Genomic DNA, 23,864 nt, shown 5'->3' on the forward strand with positions numbered 1-23,864 from the left:
CCCACCCCGAGGAGGCAAGCGGTAACTCGCCCTTCACGCCCGATCAGTTATGCGGCTCAATCCAGCCTTACCTGCCTGGCGAGGGCAGGTGCAGGTTCGAATGAAACTCGGCAAGGGACTGCTTGGTTAAGACCTCGCCCTTCGAAGCCTCAAAAAATGCGCGTTCAGCTTCCTTTTCTGCGACCAGAGCATCAACTCTCAGGTCCCTCACATCCGCGCGCAGAGCGTCGCGCGCCTCCTCGTAGGTTTCAGCATCGCGCAGCTCATCCTCAAGCGCACTCAGCTTGTCATCATAGTCCGGGTCCGCAGGATCAAGTGCGGCGATATCATCGGCGATGTCTTCGCTGCTGCGGCCATCGTAGTCTTCGTTCAGATCACGCAGTTCACGGCGCGCCTCATAGAGGTCACCGCGTAAGTCGTAATAGGTTTCCGCCGCCGCCTGGTAGGTCGCGATTTTGCCGACATTGCTGTTGGGTGAAGCATTGCGGAACGCCGGGGCCGCTGCCTTAGACGCATTCAGGTTACGCAGCTTGTCCGAGCCATAGGGATCGGTGATCGCTGCAACAAGCGGGTCGCGGTAATAGCGGTAGCGGTCCTTCTTGCGATCGGAATATGGCTTGTCGTATCGCAGTCGATAGTCGGCATCATCATAGAACTTCTTATCACCCGAATAGCGGTAGCCGTCAGGATCGTAAGGCACCGGCTGGATCGTTGCCCAGTCCTTGTGCCGGTGGTTTGGCTGTGGCAGATCGAGATTGCCGTGGAACTCGCCCAGCGTCGCCTTGGTCAATGTACGCCCTTTCGAAGCGTCATAAAAGGCAGCCTCCGCATCTTGCAACGCGTCGCGGGTTTCGTATTTCAGATCCCTCAGATCCGCGCGCAGATCGTCGCGCGCCTCCTCATAGGTTTCAGCATCGCGCAGCTCATCCTCAAGCGCACTCAGCTTGTCATCATAGTCCGGGTCCGCAGGATCAAGTGCGGCGATATCATCGGCGATGTCTTCGCTGCTGCGGCCATCGTAGTCTTCGTTCAGATCACGCAGTTCACGGCGCGCCTCATAGAGGTCACCGCGTAAGTCGTAATAGGTTTCCGCCGCCGCCTGATAGGTCGCGATCTTGCCGACATTGCTGTTGGGTGAAGCATTGCGGAACGCCGGGGCTGCTGCCTTAGACGCATTCAGGTTACGCAGCTTGTCCGAGCCATCGGGATCGGTGATCGCTGCAACAAGCGGGTCGCGATAGCGACGCTTGCCGGGCTTCTTATTGTCATAGTGCTTGGATTTATAATCTGTGCGAGCAACAGGTCGCGGGGAATACTCAACAGGAGCAACCGACGCCTTGCGATACGTTTTCGTTACGCGGTTCGCGCTTGACTTGGTTTTTGCCGGCGAACGCTTGCCAAATAGTTGCTCGACATCGCGTTTAAACTCTCTTCCAAAGCCCGCCAGTGTGGTCTTTTGTACCTTGCCGTTCCGTCCCTTAGCTTTAGCAGAGGTTTTGGCTGACCGGTGGTGTTTTGCCTTTTGCTTCTTGTTAAACCCGAAAGCCTTTTCCACGCGGTGCGTTTTGGAGTTGGCCTTGCCGGCATCTTTACCCGCGCTTTTGGAACCCTTAGCTTTGCCGGATTTTCCCTTTTCGCCGCCTTTGTTGCCGTCGTTGCCTTTTCCGGACTTTCCCTTGCCTTTGTTGCCGTCGTTGCTTTTTCCAGAATTACCTTTGCCGCCGCCGCGGCCCTTTCCCTTTCCATTATCATTCTTGGCATAAGCGGCGTCAGGGGAAAGTACCAATGTCGCGGTCGCACCCGATGCAATTGCGAACGCTGTAATGGTCAAAACAGATGTCAGGATATTTCGTAGTTTTGAAATGGTCATCTCAGCCCCCCAGCTTCAATCCCTTTGTCGTATATCACGAATTCGAGAGAGGCAGGGAATTTTGCCGAGATTGTTTCTTTGGTGGTGCTTTTGACGCGAATATTTCTGAAAACTAGGCCTATTGTTTCCGGTTTCTGAGTCAACCAGGACTCCGACGGTGACTAGCGCGTCAGTTCCCGCATACCTTGTTCCAAACCCGCCAGCGTCATGGGTACCATGCGATCTTCGAATATCTCACGGATCATGCCGATCGAATGGGTGTATTCCCAATACTTCTCTGGCACTGGATTGATCCACAGGTTCGATGTCCACTGTTCGCGTGCACGGCCCAGCCAGACTTGGCCAGATTCCTGGTTCCAATGCTCATTTGCACCACCGGGATAAGCGATCTCGTAAGGACTCATCGAGGCATCGCCGACAAAGATGCATTTGTAGTCCGGCCCGTATGTGCGCAAGACCTCGTGCGTCGGAGTTTGCTGATCCCAGCGGCGGCGATTGTCGCGCCAGACGCCTTCATAGAGGCAATTGTGGAAGTAGTAGTATTCCAGATGTTTGAATTCGGTTCGGGCCGCTGAGAACAGTTCTTCGACGACCTTGATATGCGGGTCCATCGATCCGCCCACGTCCAGAAACAAAAGCACTTTGACGGCGTTGTGTCGTTCGGGTCGGGTTTTGACATCCAGATAGCCGTGTTCAGCCGTAGCTCTGATCGTTCCATCCAGATCAAGCTCTTCCGCGGCACCTTCACGCGCCCAGCGGCGCAGGCGTTTCAAGGCAACCTTGATGTTCCGGGTGCCCAGTTCAACAGTGTCATCTAAGTTCTTGAATTCGCGCTTGTCCCAGACCTTTACGGCACGCTGATGGCGGCTTTCTTTCTGGCCGATGCGCACGCCTTCGGGGTTGTAGCCATAGGCACCGAAAGGTGAGGTGCCCGCGGTGCCGATCCACTTGTTACCGCCCTGATGGCGACCCTGTTGGTCCTTGAGGCGCTCGCGTAGCGTCTCCATCAGTTTATCAAAGCCACCAAGCGCCTCGATCTCGGCTTTTTCTTCATCCGACAGGTGCTTTTCGGCCATCTTTGCAAGCCACTCGGCAGGAATATCGACCGCCTCGAGTACTTGATCGAAACTGATTTCACCCAACCCTTCGAAACTGGCGGCAAAGGCACGGTCGAACTTGTCGATGTTGCGCTCGTCTTTCACCATCGAAACGCGGGCGAGATAGTAAAACGCCTCGACATCGTATGTCGCCAAGCCCTTTTTCATCCCTTCCAGAAACGTCAGGTACTCGCGCAGAGATACGGGAATGCCAGCGTTTCGGAGGTTTTCGAAGAAGGGCAGGAACATCGTTCTATACCAGGCGGACAATGACCAGTGAAATCACCAGCCCGACCAACGCAAAGGCAATGCCGTAGCCCGCAGCGTATTGCGCCATATCCGCACCGCTTCCGTTACGTTTGCGTGCTGTCAACGCGCCCAGAATCGCGCCCAGAATAGCCATGCCCAGAACCACTATCATGTGACGTTATCCACCCGTGCTTGTGGCGGCTGACTGCGCGATGTCTTGTGTGACCGAGCGCACCACCAAATCCGAGCCGAAGCCGTAACGTGCCCATCCGATACTGTCCAGCCGAACGCGACGTGCCTGATCTAGTTGACCGGACTGCCGCAGTGCCTCGGATTTGAGCAGCAGCAGGGTGGCCAGAAGGGCGGCGTCCTCGGCCTTGGTCATGACATTGATTGCTTTGTTCAATTCGGGCAGGGCCTCGGTGCCCTGACCCTGTGCCAAAGCAAAGGCTGCGGTTTGTGCCGTGATATGAGCGCGCTGAATTTCTGTTCCCGGGGTGGCGTTCAGGTATTTCAGGGCAATTTCATATTGCTGCTGCGCCGCCTCGGGGTCGTCGAATTGCCCCATGCGCCCCAGCAGATAATGCGGATAGGCGCGGCGGTGGTCGGTCCAGCCTTGCTGTTGACCAATTCGCGCTGCCTCGTTCGCAGCGTTAACGCGCTTGGCCGTACCAGCGCCAGCCCCCAAAGCGCGTTGAACTGCATTAATCCACGCCCGAGGTGTCTCAGTAACCTGTTGTGGCGCAACCCGATCCCCTCTGGGGTTCAGCCGGCTGAGTACGCCGGGCAGAACCGCTGCCACCTGTTCGCGTGTCATGCCATTTTGCAACTCAGGCGCATAGGCTGCGCGCAGGATCAACATGTCGAATCCGGTCAGAACCGTGTGGAAATTGTCGTCGTTGAATACTGAATCGGTTAGGCGATAGAGGTCGTTCAGAGGTCCAAGTGCCTGAGCCAATTCTTCATGCAGGCAGTCCCGAATTTCCTGTGGGCTGGCATCGTAGGGGATGAATATCCCGATCCGTTCACGTTTTCGCAGTTCGGTCCAGTTGCTTTTGCTTTTGCGCCTGTCACGGCGGTATTCTTCCAGACTTGAAGAGTTGGGCACGACGAAACAGGCGGCCTGCGGCAGGATGCGGCGGATCTGTTTCTGGCTTACAGCCTCGATCGTGATGTTCGCCTGACCCTCTGGAATCTGCCGGATGTCGATCTTCGCCTCACGTTGCAACCGGGTCAGTAGCCGGCTCAGGTCGGTCTGCATCGTTGGTGGCGGTGTCCCAGTCAGACGCACCGTGATGGGTCCATCAAACCGGGTGAAAACGGGCAACTCTGCGCCGCTCTCAAGTGCGAAATGCAGCGATAGGAAATCTGCGGCGATGTTCTTGTTTGAGCGGGCAGGCGGGCTTGGACGAGCAGCGCCGAAGGATTTAGACGGCGGTAGCGATGCTTCAATTACCTGGGTACGGGTCGGCGTCTCGATCCGGTCGACCGTGGTGCAGGCAGACAGCGCCGCCAGAAGTAGGGTTGCGCCTAAAAGCCTCATGGTCGCTGATACTTCAGGAACGGCGACAACTTGCCGATGCGGTCATAGAGTTTGCGTGCGGTATGGTTGTTTTCCTGCGTCAGCCAATAGACTGAGGGGGCTTTCTGCCTGTCCGCTTCTTCATAGACGGCCTCAATCAGGGCGCGTCCAACTCCGGTGCCTCTCGCTTCTGGGCGGGCATAGAGATCCTGCAGATAGCAGACACTTTCTTCCTTCCAGGCGTGGCGATGAAACAGGTAGTGGGTCAGTCCAAGCAGTTGCCCATCCAAATCCGCGACAAAACAGGAAAAGTCATTCGGATCATCACCTAAGAGCCGCGCAAAGGTGCTTTGGAAAGTCGAATCCGGCACTTCGGTTTCATAAAATGCCAGGTAGTCACGCCACATTTCGGCCCATTGATCCCGGTCTTCTGGTCGCAAGGGGCGAATTGTGAGGGCGTTAGACATTTTATTATTTCCTGCTCTGGAGGCCCGATTGGCGCGGGGTCTTTCGTTGATGTAATGCTGACACTCGACCGTACCGATGACAAGCTGTGATCACCGCTTGCTACGCGCCATGAAGGCCAGCCTTTCAAACAGGTGTACGTCCTGCTCATTTTTTAGAAGCGCACCATGTAGCTTGGGCAGTGCATTCACACCGTCGCGTTTAAGGTCCTCAGCGCTCAAGTCCTCAGCCAAGAGCAGTTTCAGCCAGTCCAGCACTTCCGAGGTCGAGGGCTTTTTCTTCAAACCTTGCGTTTCGCGGATTTCGTAGAACTGGGTCAGCGCGGTGGTCAGCAGCGCATCTTTGATGCCGGGGTGATGGACTTCGACGATACGGCGCATCGTGGCTTCGTCTGGAAAGCGGATGTAGTGAAAGAAGCAGCGGCGCAGGAATGCGTCAGGTAGTTCCTTTTCGTTGTTCGACGTGATTATGACGATAGGACGGTTCTTGGCACGGATCGTCTCGCCAGTCTCGTAGACGTGGAACTCCATCTTATCGAGTTCTTGCAGCAGGTCGTTCGGAAACTCGATATCAGCCTTGTCGATCTCGTCGATCAGTAGCACAACCTTTTCATCCGCATCGAATGCCTGCCATAGCTTCCCCTTGCGAATATAGTTCGAGACATCATGCACGCGCTCATCACCTAGCTGACTGTCACGTAGACGGCTGACCGCATCGTATTCATACAGTCCCTGCTGCGCGCGCGTTGTGGATTTCACGTTCCACTCAATCATTGTCAGCCCCAGCGCGCCTGCGACCTGTTTCGCCAGCTCGGTTTTGCCGGTTCCGGGTTCGCCCTTGACAAGCAGCGGGCGTTCCAGCGTGACGGCGGCGTTCACGGCAATGTTCAGATCGTCGGTGGCAACATATTCTGCGGTGCCTTGAAAACGTGCGGTCATGGGACCCCTCATGTGGTTTCCGCGGAATGCGGGCTGGGTTTGCTCTGCTCGGGTTACAGAGAGGCAAGGTTATTTACAAGCCGGGCCGCAGCGTCGCGAGAGGATGGGATGGGCTGTAAGTCCAATCTGTTTTGGGCGATTCGTTCGGGGCGGGGTATCGCAGGGGTTGAAGCTGCCTGAAAAACGCCTTGCGAGAACCACAGAAAAACAAGGTTTTGTTGTTACAAGTCTCAATATTAGAGCAGTGGGAGTGACGCGGCGGCGAGGCATACGTTTGTGTAGTGACAATCTCTGCCCCGTCGGATAAACGCTCCGCAGAAGGGGGTGCCGAATGTCAGGTAATACAATCGCAACCGACGTTTCAGGCCATACCGAGGGAGCAAATATGAAGCAGGAAGTTTTTCTGCCGGAAGATTACCGTCCGGCTGAAGATGAACCTTTCATGAATGATCGCCAGCTTGAGTATTTTCGCCGCAAGCTGATGGATTGGAAGACAGAACTACTCGCAGGCAGCCGTGATACGATCGAAGGTCTGCAGGACAACACCCGAAACATTCCCGATGTCGCTGACCGCGCAAGCGAAGAGACCGACCGTGCGCTGGAACTGCGCACTCGGGATCGTCAGCGTAAGCTGGTGGCAAAAATCGACTCGGCCCTGCGCCGGATCGAAGAAGGCGAGTATGGATATTGCGAGAAGACCGGTGATCCGATCTCGCTCAAGCGCCTGGATGCGCGTCCTATCGCGACTATGACGCTTGAGGCGCAAGAGCGTCACGAGCGCCGCGAAAAGGTCCACCGCGACGATTGATCGCTGGGAAATTGCAATAAAACAACAGCGCCGGGGCCTGTCGCCCCGGCGTTTTTGCGTTATGGCAGGCCCATGAATATCAATGGTCTGAATTTCTGCGTCATTGGCGGCGGCATTGGGGGCATGGCCGCGGCACTCGCACTGCGAAGTCAGGGTGCTCAGGTGACGGTTCTGGAGCAGGCCCCAGAACTGACCGAAGTTGGTGCTGGATTGCAAATCAGTGCGAACGGGATGGCGGTACTGCGTGCGCTAGGCGTAGCTGGTAAGGTGCCGGAGGCCGGACAAATCTCGGGTGGGACCGTTTTGCGCGATTACCGTAATGGGCGCGTGATCAGTCGGGTCCCGGTCCCTGCCGCTGGGTCGACTTACTATTATCACCGGGCAGATCTGCTGGACCTGTTACACAAAGCCGCCTTGCGCTCTGGGGTGGATATTCGGCTGGATGCACCTGTCGCCACGGTTCATAAACACCCAAGCGAAGCCGAGATCGTTCTGGAAAGCGGCGAAAGGCTGCGTGCGGAATGCGCGATCGCCGCAGACGGTGGGCGTAGCGCTATCCGCCCGATCTTGAATGGCCCCGAGATCCCGGTGTTCAGCCGTCAGGTTGCCTGGCGAGCAACGATCCCCTGGACCCAGCGAGAAGAATTGCCATGCGCGTCCTTGACGATGGGGCCAGGCCGACACGTGGTAACTTACCCGCTGCGCGATCAACGCCTCGTGAACTTCGTGGCCATAGAAGAGCGTTCCGACTGGCAAGAGGAAGGCTGGCGACGTCAGGGTGATCCCGACGACCTGCGAACCCGGTTCGCCGATTTTGGCGGACCGGTTGGTGACATATTGTCAAAGATTGACGAGGTTCACCTTTGGGCGCTGTTTCTGCGCCCCGTGGCGCAAATCTGGCAGAATGGGCGATTGGCCTTGCTTGGGGATGCGGCGCACCCGACGTTGCCTTTTATGGCCCAAGGAGCTTGCCTAGCACTAGAAGATGCCTGGGTCCTGACACGCGCGTTCCAGGACAACTCAGGCGTCGCCCGTGCATTGGCTACCTATGAAGCCACTCGACGACCGCGTGCCAGGCAAGTGGTTGGCGCCGCAGGCGCAAATGCGCGTAATTTCCACCTTCGTGGGCCAATGAGGCTGGCCGCACAGGCCGCCTTAATGGCGGTTGGTCCACGCTTGGCACGGCGCTACGAGTGGATCTATAGCTACGACGCGACCGCGTAAGCGTTCACAGGTCGAGATCAACCCAGACCGGCACATGGTCCGAAGGTTTTTCGTGCCCCCTCACTTCGGCATCGATCCTGCAATCACGCATCAAATCCGCAGCTTGCGGCGTCAGAAGAAAGTGATCGATGCGAATCCCGTCGTTTCTGTTCCACGCGCCAGCTTGATAATCCCAGAATGAGTAATGACCGGGGCCTTGCGTTCGAGCGCGAAATGCTTCGGTGAAGCCCAGATTAAATATCTTGCGAAATGCTGCACGGCTTTCGGGCCGAAACAACGCATCCTCGCGCCAGGCGTCGGGGCGCTTGGCATCTTCGGCCTGCGGAATAATATTGTAATCCCCGGCCATCAATGCGGGTTCCTCTGATGCCATCAAATCGCGGGCACGATCATAGAGGCGCTCCATCCACTCAAGCTTGTAGTCATATTTCGGCCCCGGCACCGGATTACCATTTGGCAGATACAATCCGCAGATGCGCAGTGCTCTCTTTCCTATGACAGTGGCTTCGATCCAGCGCGCCTGTTCATCACTTTCATCACCGGGCAACCCACGGGAGACATCCTCAAGCGGCAATTTCGAAAGGATTGCAACGCCGTTGAAGCTCTTTTGCCCGTGGGTTTCAACGTTATATCCGCGCTCCTCGAAAATCTCGCGGGGGAAATTCTCATCGATTGATTTGATTTCCTGCAGCAACACGACATCGGGCTGCGCCTCATCCAACCAGCGAGGTAACGCCTCGGCGCGTGCCTTGATACCGTTGATGTTGAATGTGGCGATTTTCATGCGTGATCCTCCGGTGCCATTGGCAACCTATCGCGCAGAATACACGCAACGGCAAGTTGCCGTACAAGTTAGCGAGGCTCTGCCTCGCGCTCCGAGGTATTTTGGGCCAGATGAAGAAACGGATTCTTAACCATATTCGTCAAAACTGAGTATGCGGTACAGGCGGAGGCGCCGATGACCGCGCCAGGTGAAGCTCTCTGACTTTGACTGTCAGAGAGCGGATCCCTCTTCATCTGGCTAAAAATACCTTGGGGGTGTGGGGGCAAAGCCCCCACCGGAGCTACATCGAGAACGATGTGCCACAGCCGCAGGACGAGGTGGCGTTGGGGTTCTCAATCACGAAGCGCGCGCCGATGAGTTCCTGTGTGAAATCAATTACCGCGTTCTCCAGAAACGGCAGAGAGATCGAGTCGACGATGACCTTTTGGCCTTTGCCCTCTAGCACCAAATCGTCCTCTTTCGGCACATCCAGGGCGATCTCATATTGAAATCCGGAACATCCGCCACCCTCCACAGCGACACGCAGGGCCTGGCCCTGATCTGCGGCACCGATTTCGGCCAGGCGTTCAAAGGCGCGTTCTGTGACTGTTGGGGGCAGATTCATGCCGGTCTCCAAAGGTTTATTTCCTTAGCATCGTACAATATATGGAACCTGACGACAGGCGACAAGGACAAGACCTTTGGACAGAGCGGGTTTTGCCTCGGACCCAGGCCGCGCAAGGGGGCGGCTTGTACCTGAGGAGGAAAGCAGTTTTCGGTCATGCTTTCAGCGCGACCGTGACAGGATAATTCATGCCAGCGCGTTTAGGCGCCTCAAACACAAAACCCAAGTGTTTGTTGAGCATGAGGGTGACAGTTATCGAACCCGCCTGACGCATTCCATAGAAGTGGCTCAGGTGGCCCGAACGATTGCCGGGGCCTTAGGCCTGAACGGCGAATTGACCGAAGCGGTCGCGTTGGCGCATGACCTCGGGCATACACCGTTTGGTCACACGGGCGAGGACGCTCTGCATGCGTTGATGGAGCCATATGGTGGCTTCGATCACAACGCGCAGGCCATTCGGATCGTAACCAAACTTGAGCGTCACTACGCCGAGTTCGATGGGTGCAACCTGACCTGGGAATGTCTGGAAGGGATAGCCAAGCACAACGGGCCGGTCACTGGTGCATTGCCTTGGGCATTGGCCGAGTGTAATCGGGGCTTTGACCTCGAACTTCACACCCATGCGAGCGCCGAGGCGCAGGTCGCGGCGTTGTCAGACGACATTGCCTACAACAACCACGATCTGTTTGACGGATTGCGGGCGGGATTGTTCAGAGATGAAGACATTCAGCAGCTTCCCATAAATGATGCCTGTTTCGCCGAAGTGGATGCCAAATTTCCGGGTCTTGACCCTTATCGCCGTCGGCACGAGGCGCTCAGACGGGTATTTGGCGTCATGGTTTCGGATGTTATCGACACCTCACGCGCGTTGATAGCGGCCTCGGGGGCGCAGTCGGTCGAGGATATCCGCCATCTGGGTTATCCGGTCATTCAATTCTCGGATGATCTTTGGGCGAAGCTCAAACAGATCCGTGCCTTCCTGTTTTCGCGCATGTATCGCGCACCGAGCGTGATGGAAGTGCGCGCCAGTGTCAGCAAGGTGGTTGAGGAACTGTTTCCGATTTACCTGTCCGACCCGAAACAGATGCCCAGGCACTGGCATGTCGATATCGAGACGGCAAAGGATGAAACCGCGCTGGCCCGCATCGTCTCGGATTATATCGCGGGCATGACCGACAGGTTTGCGCTGCAAGACCATGCCCGGCTGACCGGAGATCACTCGATCGCAATATAGGCGATGGCCCAGACCTGTTGGCTGGCTTGTGTTTGAGCCAGTTCAGCATCATCCGTGGGCGGGAAAACGATCATCGTGGGGCCGTAACTACCAATGCCCATCGGCACGCCATCCGCGTGGGTGGCCACGATGGGTTGATGTGTCTCGATGCTTTCCCATGGGATTTCAGCCTGATAGCCATCCATAGCCATGGGCAGAGCAGATTTGCCCCTCGCACCTGCCATCGTCATCACGTCGGACAACAGTGGGCCGGAAAAGGTATAGTCGCGCTGGTTCTCTGGCGGGCCGTAGGGGATGGTGATCTCGACCTGATCCAACCCGTCCAGCATGGCAGCGTCAAAGCCTGCTGCACCGTCATGTGTGACTTCGAGAAAACCCAACAGCCCACCGTCGTTCTCAGCGCGCGCGGGCAGATTGGTTTCGGTGATGGCGCCACCGAGCGTCAGCAGTACGTGGCCTTGAGGTGAGGGCATCTCGGCCCATGTGGGCAGGGCGGTGGTCAGCAACAGGGCGAAGGGCAGGGTAAGGCGCATTCAGGGGCTCCGGTCACGGTTTTCCCCGACCTTAGCCCTGATAGCGGTTAATCCAAGCGCAAAATTTAGGCGTCCATTGACCTTGGCGCTTTGCGTGGTAAACCCCGCGGCAAGCAAAAGGACATCCGAAATGAACCTGTTTTCCGAGATCCGCGGCCTGGTACTGGACGCGCTGGCGCAGATGCAGTCCGAAGGCGCGCTGCCTGAGGGGCTGAGCTTTGACAACGTGGCAGTTGAGCCTCCGCGCGATGCGGCGCATGGCGATATGGCGACCAATGCGGCGATGGTACTGGCGAAACCGGCGAAGATGAAGCCGCGGGACATTGCGGATGTGCTTGCGGGCAAGCTGTCTGCAGACAACCGGATCACCAGCGCCGAGGTGGCGGGCCCGGGCTTTCTAAACCTGCGGCTAGCGTCTTCGGTTTGGCAGGGCGTGCTGGCTGCGGTGCTGGAAAAGGGCACCGATTATGGCCGTTCGACCATGGGGCATGGTCAGAAGGTGAACGTGGAGTATGTCTCGGCCAACCCGACCGGCCCGCTGCATGTGGGCCACACGCGGGGGGCTGTGTTCGGTGATGCGCTGGCAAGCTTGCTGGCCTATTCGGGCCATGAGGTGACCCGCGAATACTACATCAACGATGGCGGCGCGCAGGTGGATGTGCTGGCGCGGTCGGCATATGAACGGTATCGCGAGGCTAACGGGCTGAGCCCCGAGATCGCAGAAGGTCTCTATCCCGGCGATTACCTGATCCCGATCGGTCAGGCGCTGAAAGAGAAATACGGCGACAGCCTGATCGACAAGCCTGAAAGCGTATGGCTGGAAGAGCTGCGCGAATTCTCAACCGACGCTATGATGGACCTGATCCGCGCCGACCTGAAGGCGCTGGGTGTTGAGATGGATGTGTTCTTCTCAGAGAAGTCGCTCTACGGCACAGGGCGGATCGAGGCTGCGCTTCAGTCGCTAACCGACAAGGGCCTGATCTACGAAGGCGTTCTTGAGCCGCCCAAGGGTAAGAAACCCGAGGATTGGGAACCGCGCGAGCAGACCTTGTTCAAGTCGACCGAGCACGGGGATGACGTCGACCGCCCGGTCAAGAAATCAGACGGCAGCTGGACCTATTTCGCCCCGGATATCGCTTATCATTATGACAAGGTGAGCCGTGGGTTTGACGCGCTAATCGACGTGTTCGGTGCGGACCATGGCGGCTATGTCAAACGGATGAAGGCGGCGGTTTCGGCCCTTTCCGATGGTAAGGTGCCGCTGGATATCAAGCTTACCCAATTGGTGAAGCTGTGGAAGAATGGCGAGCCATTCAAGATGTCCAAGCGGGCAGGGAACTTTGTCACGTTGCGCGATGTAGTCGATCAGGTCGGGCCTGATGTAACCCGTTTCGTGATGCTGACCCGCAAGAACGACGCACCGCTGGATTTCGATTTCGACAAGGTGTTGGAACAAAGCCGCGAAAACCCGGTGTTCTACGTCCAATACGCCCATGCCCGCGTCATGAGTGTGCTGCGCCGCGCCGCTGAGGCCGGGATTTCTGCCGATGATGCTACGCTATCTGGGGCAGATCTGGACAAGATCGACCACGCCTCTGAGCTGACCGTTGCCAAGAAGCTGGCAGAATGGCCACGTCTGGTTGAAATCGCCGCTCGCACAAATGAACCGCACCGGGTTGCCTTCTATCTCTATGAATTGGCAGGAGATTTCCACGCGCTGTGGAACAAGGGCAATGACGAAACCCAGTTGCGTTTCATTCAGGATGGCGATGTTGCCACAAGCCAATCGAAAATCGCACTGGCCCGGGCTGTTTCTGTTGTGATTTCAGCGGGCTTGGGTATTCTTGGCGTTACCCCGGCGCAGGAGATGCGATAACAAATATCGCCCGAACCGCCGGTCTGAGGCAGACAAGAAATGACCCGCGCGCCACTTTTTACGGCGCAATCGGGCGGTGAGGCGGAAATGGCACGTTACGATTACTCGGGGCAGCATAGCCCCGAGCAGATGCATTACTCGAATCAATCGCATCCTGAAGATGCGTATGATTATCCTGATGAAAGCTATAGCTATGATGACGCCCCGCGCGCAGGCGCTGGGCTGGGCCGCATTGTCAACGTGCTTGGGGCGGTTGCGTCTTTGGCGCTGGTCGCCGGAGTCGGCGTTTGGGGCTACCAACTGATCATGCGCGACGTCAGCGGGGTACCGGTCGTGCGCGCCGCCGAAGGACCCATGCGCGTGCAGCCCGAAAATCCCGGCGGGACGCCTGCCGATCATCAGGGCCTAGCGGTGAATGCAGTTGCCGCTGTCGGGACTGCTGCACCGCCGGCAGATCGTCTTATCCTTGCGCCGCGGCCCGTGTCTCTGACTGATGAAGACACGCCCATGACCGCGCTTGAGGCCACAAATGCAGTGCAAGTGATTGAGGAACCCGCCACTGATCAGGCGATCGTGAACGCTCTGGCCGAAGGGCTCGCCGCCGAACCTCAGCTCGAACAGACGCCTGAGCAGGGCGTGCAATTGGCTTCCCTGGTCACGCCCGAAGAAGAGCCCGCGATTGATCCGGCTGATTACGCAGCGCAACAGCCCGACCCTAAGATTGCTGCACTGCCTGGTGTGCGCCGGTCGCTGCGTCCGCATGTGCGTCCAGCCCGCGCTACGCCAAGTTCTATTTCGTCCAACAGCGCTACGGAAGCTGCGATCAATGCTGCAGTAAAGGCTGCTGTTGGTCTGGATGTTGATCCCGATACATTGACCAAAGGCACGCGACTTGCTCAGCTTGGGGCATACGAAAGCGCCGATGTGGCGCAGGCCGAATGGGCTCGTTTGAATGGCCGATTTGGAGAATATATGGATGGAAAACAGCGTGTTATACAGAAGACCTCAAGCGGAGGACGAACCTTCTATCGCCTGCGTGTCATGGGGTTTGATGATCTGAGCGACTCGCGCCAGTTTTGCGCGGCCCTAGTCGCGCAGGGTGCAGACTGTATCCCGGTCGCCGTCCGGTGAGATTTGGCGCGGTTATCACCGATGCCGAAGGGCTGCGCCTGACGCCGGATGAAAAAGCTTTGTTCAAAGAGATGAACCCGTTCGGGTTCATTCTGTTTGCCCGCAACATCGAATCCGCTGACCAGACCCGAGCCTTGTGCGAGGACTTCCGCGAGGCGGTTGGCCGAAATTGCCTAATCACAGTCGATCAGGAGGGGGGCCGCGTACAACGTCTGCGCGCACCTTTAGCCCGTGAATGGTTGCCCCCTTTGGATCATGTCGCGCATGCCGGAGATCAGGCCGAGCGCGCGATGTATCTGCGCTATCGTCTGATCGCGCATGAACTGCTGGGATTGGGCATCGACAGCAATTGTGCGCCGATGGTCGATCTGGCCCGCGAGGGTACTCATGCGTTCCTGAAGAACCGCTGCTATGGGTCTGATCCCGAAAAGGTTTCCGCGATTGGTCGAGCCGTTGCCAACGGACACTTTGATTGCGGAGTGTTGCCGGTAGTAAAGCACATGCCCGGCCACGGTCTGTCGACGCTCGACAGTCATCACGAGTTGCCGCATGTGGATCTTTCTCTAAGTGCACTGGAAGCGGCAGATTTTGCACCATTCCGCGCGCTGAACGACTTGCCGATGGGGATGACGGCGCATTTGGTTTATGACCAGATCGATCCACGGCCCGCAACGATTTCTGCTGGAATGATGACGATGATTAGGGAGCGCATCGGTTTCGACGGTCTGATTATGACCGACGATATCACGATGAAAGCCCTGAACGGCGCGCCCGCCGACTTGGCCCGACAGGCACTGGACGCTGGATGCGATGTTGCTTTGCACTGCAACGGGGCCTTTGAAGAACGCGCGCAGGTGCTCGAAGCCGCTGGTGAGATGTCGGATGCGGCACAAGCCCGCGCAGATCGGGCGCTGGCCCGGAGACAACCGCCACAGGAACTTGACATCCAAGCCGCCGAGGCGGAACTATCTGCCCTAATGGGCGGGCAGGTATATGCAGGATAACCTTTTCAGCGAAGACCCGGTCTCGGTTGCCGATCGGCTGGCCGCCGAGGCTTTGATTGTGGACGTCGATGGGTTTGAGGGTCCGCTCGATGTGCTTTTGACACTTTCGCGTACGCAAAAAGTGGACTTGCGCAAAATCTCGGTTCTGGCGTTGGCGCAACAGTATCTGACCTTTGTCGAAAAAGCGCGGCAGTTGCGGATCGAACTGGCCGCCGACTATCTGGTGATGGCCGCTTGGCTAGCTTTCCTCAAATCCCGCTTGCTGCTGCCCCCGGACCCGGATGATGAAGGCCCCTCGGGTGAGGAACTTGCCGCGCACCTCGCATTCCAATTGGAGCGTCTGCAGGCCATGCGCGATGCCGCTGCGCGCCTGATGGCGCGTGATCAATTGGGCCGTGATTTTTTCAAACGTGGGCAGGGTGAGGATGTTACGCGTATCCGCACCGTGACCTATTCCGCGACGCTACTGGACCTGATGCAGGGCTACGCGCGTATCCGCACGCGTGACGAGTTCCGACCCTTCGTCATGGACCGCGACGCCGTTTTCACCATGGAACAAGCGCTTGAGCGGATGCGGCCCCTGATAGGCTTTGCCGGTGCGTGGACGGATATGGAGACCTACCTGCCCGAAGGCTGGGATGCTGATCCGGTGCGGCGACGCTCGGCCACGGCTGCAACCTTCGCAGCCTCGCTTGAGCTGGTGAAAGAAGGACATATGGAGATCAAGCAAAGCGAGACCTTTGCGCCGATCCATCTGCGTAAGAGGACTGAGACACGTGACTGACGCCAACGAAGAGACAGGCACACTGTTCGAAGCGCCGCCCTTGGCGGAACAGGAACGTATGGTCGAGGCCGTGCTGTTTGCCAGCGCCGAGCCAGTGACGATTGGTGATCTTGAAGCGCGGATGCCCCATGGAAGCAATGCCGCGCAAGCTGTTGAATCGCTTCAGAAACGATACGAAGGGCGCGGGGTGCGTGTGGTGCGCGTTGGTGAGGCTTGGGCGATCCGCACAGCCCCCGATCTTGGCTTCCTGATGCAGAAGGAAACGGTTGAGACCCGCAAGCTTAGCCGGGCGGCCATCGAAACGCTGGCGATCGTGGCTTATCACCAGCCCTGCACGCGTGCGGAGATCGAGGAAATCCGGGGCGTGTCCGTTTCGCGCGGCACCATTGACCAACTGCTTGAGATGGAGTGGATCCGACTGGGCCGCCGTCGCATGACACCAGGCCGTCCGGTGACATTCGTCGTAACGCCTGAGTTTCTGGATCATTTCGGGCTGGAAAACGCCCGTGACCTGCCGGGCCTGAAGGAGTTGCGCGCAGCCGGATTGTTGGAGAATCGCCCACCCCCTGGTGCTGTGCCGCTGGGCGAAGGGCAGGGTGATGACGAGGACGAAGATCAAACCGAACTGTTCGAAGAAGAGTGATCGGACAGCCCTTTTATTGCCGCAGATCCCGCCTATCATAGGGTGCAGGAAACGGAGTTGAGCCAATGAATGCCAATCGGATCATCGATATGATCGTGCGCCGGGTGATGCGTCGCCTGGTGAACCACGGTGTGGACAAGGGTATTGATATGGCCAGCAAGGTGGGCCGCAAACCGGGTCAGTCTGATGTTGAGAATGGCCCCGAGGCGGATCGCCAGATGCGCGATGCGACCAAGCGCCAAAATCAAAGCGCAAAGCAGATGCGTCAGGTGTCGCGTCAGATGCGTCGGTTCATGAAGTTCTGAAACTCAGCCCACAGCTTTGAAATGCTTGGACAGTTTCAGGCCTTGACCCTGATAGTTCGAGGCAATCCCAGCACCATATAGCTGTGTCGGCATTTCTGCCATCTTCTCATAAACCAGGCGCCCGACGACTTGTCCGTGTTCCAACACAAATGGCGCTTCGTGGCAGCGCACTTCCAGCACCCCGCGTGATCCAGCGCCGCCTGCTTCGGCATGTCCAAAGCCCGGGTCAAAGAATCCGGCGTAATGTACCCGGAACTCGCCGACCATAGCCAGATAAGGGGCCATTTCAGCAGCATACATTGGCGGGATATGCACCGCTTCGCGGCTGACGAGAATGTAGAACGCGCCGGGGTCGAGGATGATGCGACCATCCTTGGTATGCACCTCTTCCCAGTATTCCTGCGGGTCGTATTCGCCGATCCGATCCAGATCGATCACCCCGGTATGGGGCTTGGCACGATAGCCGACCAGATCGGTATCGGGCAGTTGCAGATCGACCGAAAACCCCAACCCGTCCTGAATGACGGCTGGCCCATCAACCAACGGCGTTTGACCATGCAACGCGTTCAGCTCGGCGTCGCTCAGTACTGCCTGACCTTTGCGGAAACGGATCTGATTCAGACGCATTCCGGGGCGCACCAGAACCGAGAACGATCGCGGGCAGATCTCGGCATAAAGCGGACCTGTGTAGCCTGCGGGAACCCGATCAAACTCGGTTCCGCCATCGGTGATCGTGCGCGTGAGCAAGTCGAGCCGCCCGGTCGAGCTTTTGGCATTGGCCACCGCACTGACGTCATCGGGCAGGGCGAGCGATTCCATCAGCGGCACCAGATAGACACAGCCCTTTTCCAGAACAGCGCCTTCAGTGATGTCGATGCGGTGCATCTCAAACTCGGCCAGCCGGTCTGCGACAGAACGCCCTTCGCCCGCCAGAAAGGACGCGCGCACCCGGTAAGCCACTGTTCCCAAACGTAGATCAAGGCTTGCCGGCTGCACCTGTGCAGGGATGATATCGGGGCTTGCGGCGATCTCACCGCGTGCAATCATCGCCTCAAGCTGTTGGTTTGGGCAAACACCTGTCATCTCGATCCCCTCTGCTGCCAGAGCGGGATCTGGCCTATGTGCCATAAACGTCGGTGTGATTTGGTCGGGCTAGCAGGACTCGAACCTGCGACCTTCCGTCCCCCAGACGGACGCGCTACCAGGCTGCGCCATAGCCCGACGTTGAGGTGTTCATAAAGACTTTCCCGGCGGGGGCAAGAGGAAATCATCGCCTTTTTTGCTATCCCGCCGTGTGGTGTTCGACGCGATCCAGCCACCTGCGCAGGTCCTTGGCGATGGGTGCAATCTGGTGCAACAGCTCATCGTCATACTCGTCACGATTCCATGCCAGCGAGGCAATACCACCCATCAGCGGCGCTGCATCCAGCTCAGCCGGTATCGGTTTGGGTTCGGGGGTTGCGACGGGTTTCGGAGCCTCTGGGGCAGGGGAATGGGCGGGTTCGCCCAAATCCATGTCGATCTGGTTTGCGGATGGTTCCGGCGCTGAAGCGAACGGAACCACAGTATCGTCGATGCTGGGTGCGGGCGCGTTTTCATCCAAATTGGGCGAAAGCGATGCAACATGCGCAACGCCCTGTTCCCGAAGGATACGCTGAACACCTTTGATGGTAATCCCGTCCTCGTGTAGCAGTTTCTTGATACCGCCCAGCAGACGCATATCATTGGGGCGATAATATCGCCGCCCACCGGCGCGTTTGACGGGTTTGACTTGGGTAAACCGGCTTTCCCAGAAACGCAGCACATGAGCCTGAACTCCGAGCCAGTCCGCAACTTCACTTATGGTGCGAAAGGCATCGGGGGACTTACTCATAACCTGGATGTCCTGAACTTACTTGCGGTTCCCTGCGGCGACGCGATCCTTCATCAGGTGCGACGGACGGAATGTCAGTACACGACGGGGCTGGATCGGAACCTCTTCACCGGTTTTAGGGTTGCGACCGATACGGGCGGTTTTGTCCCGAACGCTGAAGGTGCCGAATGACGAAATCTTAACCTGTTCGCCACGCACCAGCGCGTCAGACATGTGGTTCAGAACGCTTTCGACCAGCTGTGCGCTTTCATTGCGTGACAAGCCAACCTCACGAAAGACGGCCTCGCTCAGATCCATTCGGGTCAGTGTTTTGTCGCCCATGCTTTTTCCCCTGTTGATGTCTGAGCATATGGCTATGCAAAATTCGCTGTCAATATCAATGAATTGCAGGAGGCTCTGTAAGCCGGATTGTGCCGGTTACCAACGCAGTGCGACCGCCCCCCAGGCCAGACCGCCACCAATCGCCTCTGTAACGATCAGATCGCCGGTTTTGATCTGGCCGTTTTGCTTGCCCACCGACAGGGCCAGAGGGATGGAGGCTGCCGATGTGTTGCCATGGTCCTGAACGGTGACGACGACGTTATCCATCGGCAGGCCCATCTTCTTGGCGGTGCCCTGAATAATGCGGATATTGGCCTGATGCGGCACGATCCAGTCGACATCATCGCTGGACAAACCGGCTCGTTCCAGCGCGACTTCGGCAGTTCGGGCCAGTTTCTCGACCGCATGACGGAAGACCTGATTGCCCTGCATCCGCAAGTGGCCGGTGGATTGGGTCGAAACCCCGCCATCAACATAGAGAAGGTCTTTGTAGCGTCCGTCCGAATTCAAGTCGGTCGCAAGAATACCGCGATCATCCGAAGTGCCCTGACCCTCTTGCTCTTCCAGAACCAGTGCGCCCGCGCCATCGCCAAACAGCACGCAGGTCGACCGGTCGGTCCAGTCCATGATTCGTGAAAAGGTCTCGGCGCCGATCACCAGTACGCGCTTGGCCTGACCGGACAGGATCAGGGCGTTGGCGTTGCTGAGCGCAAAGACAAACCCTGCGCAGACCGCCTGTACATCGAAGGCAAAACCTTTGGTCATGCCCAACCGGGCCTGTACCATGGTTGCCGCCGAAGGAAAGGTCAAATCAGCTGTGGAGGTTGCCAGCACAATCGCGTCGATATCATCCGCCGTCAGTCCGGCATCAGCCAGTGCGGCTTCGGCCGCTTTGGTGGCCAGATCGGATGTGGTTTCGTCCTCGGCCGCGAAGTGTCGCCGCTCGATCCCGGACCGGGTGCGAATCCATTCGTCCGTCGTATCCAGCGTTTTCTCGAACTCAGAGTTCGGTACAACGCGCTCTGGCAAATAATGCCCGACACCTACAACAACTGAGCGGCCTGCCATGCTGGGGTACTGCCTTTTTTGTTATTATTCCGATTGAGACACGGAATGGGCCGCATCTTGTGCAAGTGCGGCTGTTGATGCAACCCGTGCCGCCAATTTTTCGGAGAAACCGGATTCAGCCAATGTGAAAGCCAGTTTGACCGCTGCGGAAACGCCGGTTGCGTCCGCTCCGCCATGGGATTTCACCACGGTTCCATTAAGCCCGAGGAACACGCCTCCATTGACGCGGCGCGGGTCTATCCGCTTTTTCAGACGATTCAACGAGGTGATTGCCAGGATCGAGGCCAGCCGGGATAGGGGCGAGTATTTGAACGCTTCACGAAGCAAATCACCGATAAGGTTCGCGGTGCCTTCGCCGGTTTTAATGGCGACATTTCCAGTGAAGCCGTCGGTCACGATCACGTCAGCTTTGTCGCCGGGGATATCGCTGCCTTCGACAAAGCCCACGAATTCGAAATTCGCCTGATCGGCAAAGTCCGAAATCATCGCATGGGCTTCTTTCAGTTCGGCGCGGCCCTTGTGTTCTTCGGTACCGACATTCAGCAATCCGATCCGAGGGCGGCTGAGCGCCATACCGTTGCGCGCGTATGAAGCCCCCATCAGCGCGTATTGCAAAAGGTCCTTGGCATCAGCGCGCACATCTGCGCCGACGTCCAGCATCACGTTGAACCCATGCGGATTGCGCGAGGGCCACAGGATCGCGATGGCAGGGCGGTTCACGCCGGGCAGCTTGCGCAGCCGCAACATGGACATGGCCATCAGCGCGCCCGTATTGCCGCAGGACACCGCGCCGTGCGCTTCACCTGCACGCACCGCTTCCAGAGCGGACCACATCGACGTGCTCTTGCCGCTGCGGACAACCTGGCTTGGTTTGTCTTCCATCGTGACCACGTCCGGGCAATCACGAAAAACGACGCGCCCATCAAGGACACGCCGTTTGGCAACCAGCTTGCGTAGTTCCTGTTCCTGACCGTGCAGGATGAACCCGATCTTCGGGTTCTTGTCCGCAGATTTTGCAATGCCCGCCACAACGACGGCAGGGCCCGAATCTCCGCCCATAGCGTCAACCGAGATGATGATCCGTCCGGTCTGCGTGGGCTGATCCGTCATGCCTTGGCCTGCGTCCAATCAGGCTTAGGCCGCGTCTTCGTCCAGGTCGATTTCGTCGGCCTGAGCGACGACTTCACGATCGTCATAGTGGCCGCAAGATGCGCAAACGTGGTGTGGGCGCTTCAGCTCGCCGCAGTTCGGGCATTCGTTCGGGTTTGCAGCAACCAGAGCGTCGTGTGCGCGGCGGTTGTTGCGACGCGACTTGGAAACTTTGTTCTGTTGGACGGCCATGGTCTCAACCTTTGTCTGATATGGGCTGACAGATTCGCTGTCAGCCGGGTTACGTACTTTGTTTTCTCGTGGTTTGACGCGCGTTTAAGGGGCTTGCCCCGCAATGTCCAACCCAAATTCCAATGAGCGCGCGAAAATACTGCGATTCTCGTCATGTTCAAGCGGTTTTTCTGACGGCCTGCTATGACAGGAAATCCCTCGCCTGTCACTCGTCTTTTTTCATCGCATCCCGCAGCCCCGCCAAACCAGCGAAGGGTTTTACATCCTCATCTGTGAGGGCCTGTTTGCCCGGTTCGGTATAGTCTATCTGGCCCAGCTCAACTCCATCCTTCCGTGGATATTGGGGCAGGGCCAGCGACAGCGCTTCAACCATGATCAGCGCAGGATCGATCTCGGGGCCAAGCGGTTCGGTCTCGTCATCCTCGGGGATTTCGAACTCGGGCTCTTCCGGATCGCTCCAATCGGCCACAAAAACGCGACTCACCGGGGTGTCGATGCGTGTGGTCACAGGTTCCAGCGTCACGACACAAGGTTGGATCACCGTTGCGCCCAGCTTGCCAGAAAGCATCCAATCCCGTTTGCCCTGCGCGCGCAATTCGCCGACAAAGCTGAGCTTGCGCAGGCCAAGCAGTCCGAGCTCTTGTTTTATGGCCTCCAGCGCGTCGCCGGTCGGGCGCAACTCAAACGGGGTCGGAGCGTTTTGCGGCAGGTCTGCGACGCGTAAAGATGTCTGGTTGCTCATTCGTGAGGTTTTCCTGTGTTGAACCGGAGCCTTGGTTTCTGTAATCGGATAGGGTCCGCAAGGGGCCATGGCAAGAGGATGTGCATGTTGAAGGGTTTGAACAGGTTGAAACCAGCGTCGAAAACGCTTGTCTTTGCGGCCTGTCTGGCGGTCGCGGGCGCATGTTCACCAATCTTCAAGAATCACGGCTACGTGCCTCCGCCAGAGGATCTGGCCAAAATCAAGGTCGGCGTCGATACCCGCGATAGTGTTGAAGAAACCATCGGCGCGCCCAGCTCGGCGGGCGTGGTGCGGGATTCGGGCTATTACTATGTCGCCTCGCGCGTCCGTCATTATGGGCCCAAACGACCCGAGGTCGTTTCACGTGAACTGGTCGCGATCAGCTTTGATCAGCGCGGCGTCGTTCGCAATATCGAGCGGTTCGGCCTGGAAGACGGCTATGTCATCGTGCTGGATCGTCGCGTGACCGATTCCAACGTGGAAGACAAAGGCTTCCTGCGTCAGCTTCTGGGTAACATCGGTAACTTCAACCCGGCAAATATTCCTGGCGCAAACAACTAAAGCGACCAATTCTCTTGCAGTGGTCACAGGACAGTCACACATTCTGTAGTAAGGACCAGACAGATGTGACCGGTCAGCAACCGCAGGAGGATGCGACCATGGCGGTTTTGTTGGACAAGGGCCGATATCGCGCCCGCTTGGCGCAAACCGAGCAAGACGTGGCGGCGGCGCAGACGCTGAGGATGCTGACCTTTGCTACTGATGGTCAGGATTGTGATGCTTTTGACGAACGCTGCGCCCATGTTCTGGTCGAAGATCTGCAGGCCGGTGGGGCGTTGGTGTGCTGTTTCCGTATGCTGACAATGCAGGGCGGCTTTGAAATCGGACTCAGCTACTCGGCACAGTTCTATGACCTGTCGGCGCTACGCGATTTTACCGGACCGATGGTCGAGATGGGTCGGTTCTGTATCCACCCGGACTACAATGATCCGGATATCTTGCGTGTCGCGTGGGGCGCAATGACGGCGTATGTCGATCAGAAGGGGATCGAAATGCTGTTTGGTTGTTCGTCATTCGCTGGAACAGAAACTGCCGAATATCTTGACGCTTTTGCGATGCTCAAACACCGACATCTGGCACCAAGGCGATGGTTGCCGCGAGTCAAGGCGCCGGATGTGTTTCGCTTTGCGGCGCGCTTGCGCAGACGCCCTGATGTAAAACAGGCGATGCTTAGGATGCCGCCCTTGTTGCGCACCTATCTGATGATGGGGGGGTGGGTCAGCGATCATGCGGTGGTGGACAGGCACATGAACACCCTGCATGTGTTCACCGGCCTTGAAATCGGAGCAATTCCCCCAGCTCGTAAACGGTTGCTGCGCGCGGTGGCTGGGTGATTTGAGTATCTGGGAAAAGGTGAAGTTGGGGCGTTGACGCCTTGCTTTGGCCGG

At 57.7% G+C, this 23,864-nt stretch carries 27 protein-coding genes and 1 tRNA gene; 11 read left to right on the forward strand and 17 right to left on the reverse strand.

Annotated features, from left to right (window positions below; all coding sequences use genetic code 11):
* Positions 1-67: 67 nt before the first annotated feature.
* From I5192_RS05435 to I5192_RS05460, 6 genes are all read right to left on the reverse strand, one after another.
* Complete coding sequence (locus tag I5192_RS05435) at positions 68-1,870, reverse strand: hypothetical protein (protein ID WP_223117922.1); 1,803 nt, start codon at positions 1,868-1,870, stop codon at positions 68-70.
* A 161-nt stretch (positions 1,871-2,031) separates the two neighbouring features.
* The gene (locus I5192_RS05440; protein WP_223117923.1) at positions 2,032-3,216 is read right to left on the reverse strand and encodes a VWA domain-containing protein; all 1,185 of its coding nucleotides are present in this window, start codon (positions 3,214-3,216) and stop codon (positions 2,032-2,034) included.
* Positions 3,217-3,220: 4 nt separating this feature from the next.
* Entirely contained in the window at positions 3,221-3,388 is a 168-nt protein-coding gene (locus tag I5192_RS05445; protein WP_170396648.1) for a hypothetical protein, read from the reverse strand.
* A gap of 6 nt (positions 3,389-3,394) precedes the next feature.
* On the reverse strand, positions 3,395-4,759 hold the full coding sequence (locus tag I5192_RS05450) for a DUF2927 domain-containing protein (protein WP_223117924.1): 1,365 nt from the start codon (positions 4,757-4,759) through the stop codon (positions 3,395-3,397).
* Positions 4,756-5,205, reverse strand: a complete 450-nt coding sequence (locus I5192_RS05455; protein WP_170422139.1) for a GNAT family N-acetyltransferase — start codon at positions 5,203-5,205, stop codon at positions 4,756-4,758. The genes I5192_RS05450 and I5192_RS05455 overlap by 4 nt, the downstream gene beginning before the upstream one ends.
* A gap of 90 nt (positions 5,206-5,295) precedes the next feature.
* A complete protein-coding gene (locus I5192_RS05460) occupies positions 5,296-6,141 on the reverse strand; it encodes a MoxR family ATPase (RefSeq protein ID WP_170406386.1) in 846 nt (281 codons plus the stop codon).
* Positions 6,142-6,526: 385 nt separating this feature from the next.
* Between I5192_RS05460 and dksA the strand changes: the two genes are divergently transcribed.
* A complete protein-coding gene (dksA, locus tag I5192_RS05465; protein ID WP_074736317.1) occupies positions 6,527-6,949 on the forward strand; it encodes an RNA polymerase-binding protein DksA in 423 nt (140 codons plus the stop codon).
* A 72-nt stretch (positions 6,950-7,021) separates the two neighbouring features.
* Positions 7,022-8,173 (forward strand): FAD-dependent monooxygenase, encoded by a 1,152-nt coding sequence (locus I5192_RS05470; RefSeq protein ID WP_223117925.1) that lies wholly within the window; start codon positions 7,022-7,024, stop codon positions 8,171-8,173.
* Positions 8,174-8,177: 4 nt separating this feature from the next.
* Here the strand turns inward: I5192_RS05470 and xth are convergent, their stop codons facing one another.
* Positions 8,178-8,957 (reverse strand): exodeoxyribonuclease III, encoded by a 780-nt coding sequence (xth, locus tag I5192_RS05475; RefSeq protein ID WP_170567016.1) that lies wholly within the window; start codon positions 8,955-8,957, stop codon positions 8,178-8,180.
* A 280-nt stretch (positions 8,958-9,237) separates the two neighbouring features.
* On the reverse strand, positions 9,238-9,561 hold the full coding sequence (locus I5192_RS05480) for an iron-sulfur cluster assembly accessory protein (RefSeq protein ID WP_170396659.1): 324 nt from the start codon (positions 9,559-9,561) through the stop codon (positions 9,238-9,240).
* 76 nt (positions 9,562-9,637) lie between these two features.
* Between I5192_RS05480 and I5192_RS05485 the strand changes: the two genes are divergently transcribed.
* Positions 9,638-10,795 carry a deoxyguanosinetriphosphate triphosphohydrolase gene (locus tag I5192_RS05485; protein ID WP_223117926.1) on the forward strand — a complete coding sequence of 386 codons (1,158 nt, stop codon included), beginning with the start codon at positions 9,638-9,640 and terminating at the stop codon, positions 10,793-10,795.
* Here I5192_RS05485 and I5192_RS05490 read toward each other — a convergent pair.
* Positions 10,777-11,328: a hypothetical protein gene (locus I5192_RS05490; RefSeq protein ID WP_223117927.1), complete on the reverse strand. Its 552-nt coding sequence runs from the start codon at positions 11,326-11,328 to the stop codon at positions 10,777-10,779. The genes I5192_RS05485 and I5192_RS05490 overlap by 19 nt on opposite strands.
* Positions 11,329-11,458: 130 nt before the next feature.
* On the opposite strand from I5192_RS05490, the gene argS reads away from it, so the two are divergent.
* The 6 genes from argS to I5192_RS05520 all read left to right on the forward strand — a co-directional run bounded on the left by argS (position 11,459) and on the right by I5192_RS05520 (position 17,071).
* Complete coding sequence (gene argS, locus I5192_RS05495) at positions 11,459-13,204, forward strand: arginine--tRNA ligase (RefSeq protein ID WP_223117928.1); 1,746 nt, start codon at positions 11,459-11,461, stop codon at positions 13,202-13,204.
* Positions 13,205-13,243: 39 nt separating this feature from the next.
* Positions 13,244-14,335, forward strand: coding sequence for an SPOR domain-containing protein (locus I5192_RS05500; RefSeq protein ID WP_255612079.1), 1,092 nt, complete (start codon positions 13,244-13,246; stop codon positions 14,333-14,335).
* The gene (gene nagZ / locus I5192_RS05505) at positions 14,332-15,339 is read left to right on the forward strand and encodes a beta-N-acetylhexosaminidase (RefSeq protein WP_223117929.1); all 1,008 of its coding nucleotides are present in this window, start codon (positions 14,332-14,334) and stop codon (positions 15,337-15,339) included. The genes I5192_RS05500 and nagZ overlap by 4 nt, the downstream gene beginning before the upstream one ends.
* Positions 15,329-16,123, forward strand: coding sequence for a ScpA family protein (locus I5192_RS05510; RefSeq protein WP_170509855.1), 795 nt, complete (start codon positions 15,329-15,331; stop codon positions 16,121-16,123). Before nagZ ends, I5192_RS05510 begins: the two co-directional genes overlap by 11 nt.
* A complete protein-coding gene (gene scpB / locus I5192_RS05515; RefSeq protein WP_170396671.1) occupies positions 16,116-16,766 on the forward strand; it encodes an SMC-Scp complex subunit ScpB in 651 nt (216 codons plus the stop codon). The genes I5192_RS05510 and scpB overlap by 8 nt, the downstream gene beginning before the upstream one ends.
* Positions 16,767-16,831: 65 nt before the next feature.
* Positions 16,832-17,071: a hypothetical protein gene (locus I5192_RS05520; RefSeq protein ID WP_170396673.1), complete on the forward strand. Its 240-nt coding sequence runs from the start codon at positions 16,832-16,834 to the stop codon at positions 17,069-17,071.
* 3 nt (positions 17,072-17,074) lie between these two features.
* On the opposite strand, the gene I5192_RS05525 is transcribed toward I5192_RS05520, so the two are convergent.
* From I5192_RS05525 to I5192_RS05560, 8 genes are all read right to left on the reverse strand, one after another.
* Entirely contained in the window at positions 17,075-18,154 is a 1,080-nt protein-coding gene (locus I5192_RS05525) for a 2'-deoxycytidine 5'-triphosphate deaminase (RefSeq protein ID WP_170662775.1), read from the reverse strand.
* 61 nt (positions 18,155-18,215) lie between these two features.
* Positions 18,216-18,292, reverse strand: a tRNA-Pro gene (locus I5192_RS05530).
* 61 nt (positions 18,293-18,353) lie between these two features.
* Positions 18,354-18,944, reverse strand: coding sequence for a MerR family transcriptional regulator (locus tag I5192_RS05535; RefSeq protein WP_170626810.1), 591 nt, complete (start codon positions 18,942-18,944; stop codon positions 18,354-18,356).
* A gap of 18 nt (positions 18,945-18,962) precedes the next feature.
* A complete protein-coding gene (gene ihfA, locus I5192_RS05540; protein ID WP_008755922.1) occupies positions 18,963-19,265 on the reverse strand; it encodes an integration host factor subunit alpha in 303 nt (100 codons plus the stop codon).
* A gap of 96 nt (positions 19,266-19,361) precedes the next feature.
* Positions 19,362-20,333 carry a beta-ketoacyl-ACP synthase III gene (locus I5192_RS05545; protein ID WP_170406350.1) on the reverse strand — a complete coding sequence of 324 codons (972 nt, stop codon included), beginning with the start codon at positions 20,331-20,333 and terminating at the stop codon, positions 19,362-19,364.
* 24 nt (positions 20,334-20,357) lie between these two features.
* On the reverse strand, positions 20,358-21,443 hold the full coding sequence (gene plsX, locus I5192_RS05550) for a phosphate acyltransferase PlsX (protein ID WP_170626811.1): 1,086 nt from the start codon (positions 21,441-21,443) through the stop codon (positions 20,358-20,360).
* 24 nt (positions 21,444-21,467) lie between these two features.
* Positions 21,468-21,674: a 50S ribosomal protein L32 gene (gene rpmF, locus I5192_RS05555; protein ID WP_008756996.1), complete on the reverse strand. Its 207-nt coding sequence runs from the start codon at positions 21,672-21,674 to the stop codon at positions 21,468-21,470.
* 205 nt (positions 21,675-21,879) lie between these two features.
* Entirely contained in the window at positions 21,880-22,416 is a 537-nt protein-coding gene (locus I5192_RS05560) for a DUF177 domain-containing protein (RefSeq protein ID WP_170567032.1), read from the reverse strand.
* Between the two features lie 84 nt (positions 22,417-22,500).
* Here I5192_RS05560 and I5192_RS05565 point away from each other — a divergent pair, with 84 nt between their 5' ends.
* A complete protein-coding gene (locus tag I5192_RS05565) occupies positions 22,501-22,977 on the forward strand; it encodes an outer membrane protein assembly factor BamE (protein WP_170396685.1) in 477 nt (158 codons plus the stop codon).
* Positions 22,978-23,075: 98 nt separating this feature from the next.
* Positions 23,076-23,810 carry a GNAT family N-acetyltransferase gene (locus I5192_RS05570; protein WP_223118271.1) on the forward strand — a complete coding sequence of 245 codons (735 nt, stop codon included), beginning with the start codon at positions 23,076-23,078 and terminating at the stop codon, positions 23,808-23,810.
* Positions 23,811-23,864 lie beyond the last annotated feature (54 nt).

The sequence above is a fragment of the Ruegeria sp. SCSIO 43209 genome, from assembly GCF_019904295.1.
GTDB lineage: Bacteria > Pseudomonadota > Alphaproteobacteria > Rhodobacterales > Rhodobacteraceae > Ruegeria.

Bases quoted from the DNA above. Each gene is read 5' to 3' on its own strand.
- I5192_RS05435 (WP_223117922.1), bottom strand. From the start codon at position 1,870: ATGACCATTTCAAAACTACGAAATATCCTGACATCTGTTTTGACCATT.
- I5192_RS05440 (WP_223117923.1), bottom strand. From the start codon at position 3,216: ATGTTCCTGCCCTTCTTCGAAAACCTCCGAAACGCTGGCATTCCCGTA.
- I5192_RS05445 (WP_170396648.1), bottom strand. From the start codon at position 3,388: ATGATAGTGGTTCTGGGCATGGCTATTCTGGGCGCGATTCTGGGCGCG.
- I5192_RS05450 (WP_223117924.1), bottom strand. From the start codon at position 4,759: ATGAGGCTTTTAGGCGCAACCCTACTTCTGGCGGCGCTGTCTGCCTGC.
- I5192_RS05455 (WP_170422139.1), bottom strand. From the start codon at position 5,205: ATGTCTAACGCCCTCACAATTCGCCCCTTGCGACCAGAAGACCGGGAT.
- I5192_RS05460 (WP_170406386.1), bottom strand. From the start codon at position 6,141: ATGACCGCACGTTTTCAAGGCACCGCAGAATATGTTGCCACCGACGAT.
- dksA (WP_074736317.1), top strand. From the start codon at position 6,527: ATGAAGCAGGAAGTTTTTCTGCCGGAAGATTACCGTCCGGCTGAAGAT.
- I5192_RS05470 (WP_223117925.1), top strand. From the start codon at position 7,022: ATGAATATCAATGGTCTGAATTTCTGCGTCATTGGCGGCGGCATTGGG.
- xth (WP_170567016.1), bottom strand. From the start codon at position 8,957: ATGAAAATCGCCACATTCAACATCAACGGTATCAAGGCACGCGCCGAG.
- I5192_RS05480 (WP_170396659.1), bottom strand. From the start codon at position 9,561: ATGAATCTGCCCCCAACAGTCACAGAACGCGCCTTTGAACGCCTGGCC.
- I5192_RS05490 (WP_223117927.1), bottom strand. From the start codon at position 11,328: ATGCGCCTTACCCTGCCCTTCGCCCTGTTGCTGACCACCGCCCTGCCC.
- argS (WP_223117928.1), top strand. From the start codon at position 11,459: ATGAACCTGTTTTCCGAGATCCGCGGCCTGGTACTGGACGCGCTGGCG.
- I5192_RS05500 (WP_255612079.1), top strand. From the start codon at position 13,244: ATGACCCGCGCGCCACTTTTTACGGCGCAATCGGGCGGTGAGGCGGAA.
- I5192_RS05510 (WP_170509855.1), top strand. From the start codon at position 15,329: ATGCAGGATAACCTTTTCAGCGAAGACCCGGTCTCGGTTGCCGATCGG.
- I5192_RS05520 (WP_170396673.1), top strand. From the start codon at position 16,832: ATGAATGCCAATCGGATCATCGATATGATCGTGCGCCGGGTGATGCGT.
- I5192_RS05525 (WP_170662775.1), bottom strand. From the start codon at position 18,154: ATGACAGGTGTTTGCCCAAACCAACAGCTTGAGGCGATGATTGCACGC.
- I5192_RS05535 (WP_170626810.1), bottom strand. From the start codon at position 18,944: ATGAGTAAGTCCCCCGATGCCTTTCGCACCATAAGTGAAGTTGCGGAC.
- ihfA (WP_008755922.1), bottom strand. From the start codon at position 19,265: ATGGGCGACAAAACACTGACCCGAATGGATCTGAGCGAGGCCGTCTTT.
- I5192_RS05545 (WP_170406350.1), bottom strand. From the start codon at position 20,333: ATGGCAGGCCGCTCAGTTGTTGTAGGTGTCGGGCATTATTTGCCAGAG.
- plsX (WP_170626811.1), bottom strand. From the start codon at position 21,443: ATGACGGATCAGCCCACGCAGACCGGACGGATCATCATCTCGGTTGAC.
- rpmF (WP_008756996.1), bottom strand. From the start codon at position 21,674: ATGGCCGTCCAACAGAACAAAGTTTCCAAGTCGCGTCGCAACAACCGC.
- I5192_RS05560 (WP_170567032.1), bottom strand. From the start codon at position 22,416: ATGAGCAACCAGACATCTTTACGCGTCGCAGACCTGCCGCAAAACGCT.
- I5192_RS05565 (WP_170396685.1), top strand. From the start codon at position 22,501: ATGTTGAAGGGTTTGAACAGGTTGAAACCAGCGTCGAAAACGCTTGTC.
- I5192_RS05570 (WP_223118271.1), top strand. From the start codon at position 23,076: ATGGCGGTTTTGTTGGACAAGGGCCGATATCGCGCCCGCTTGGCGCAA.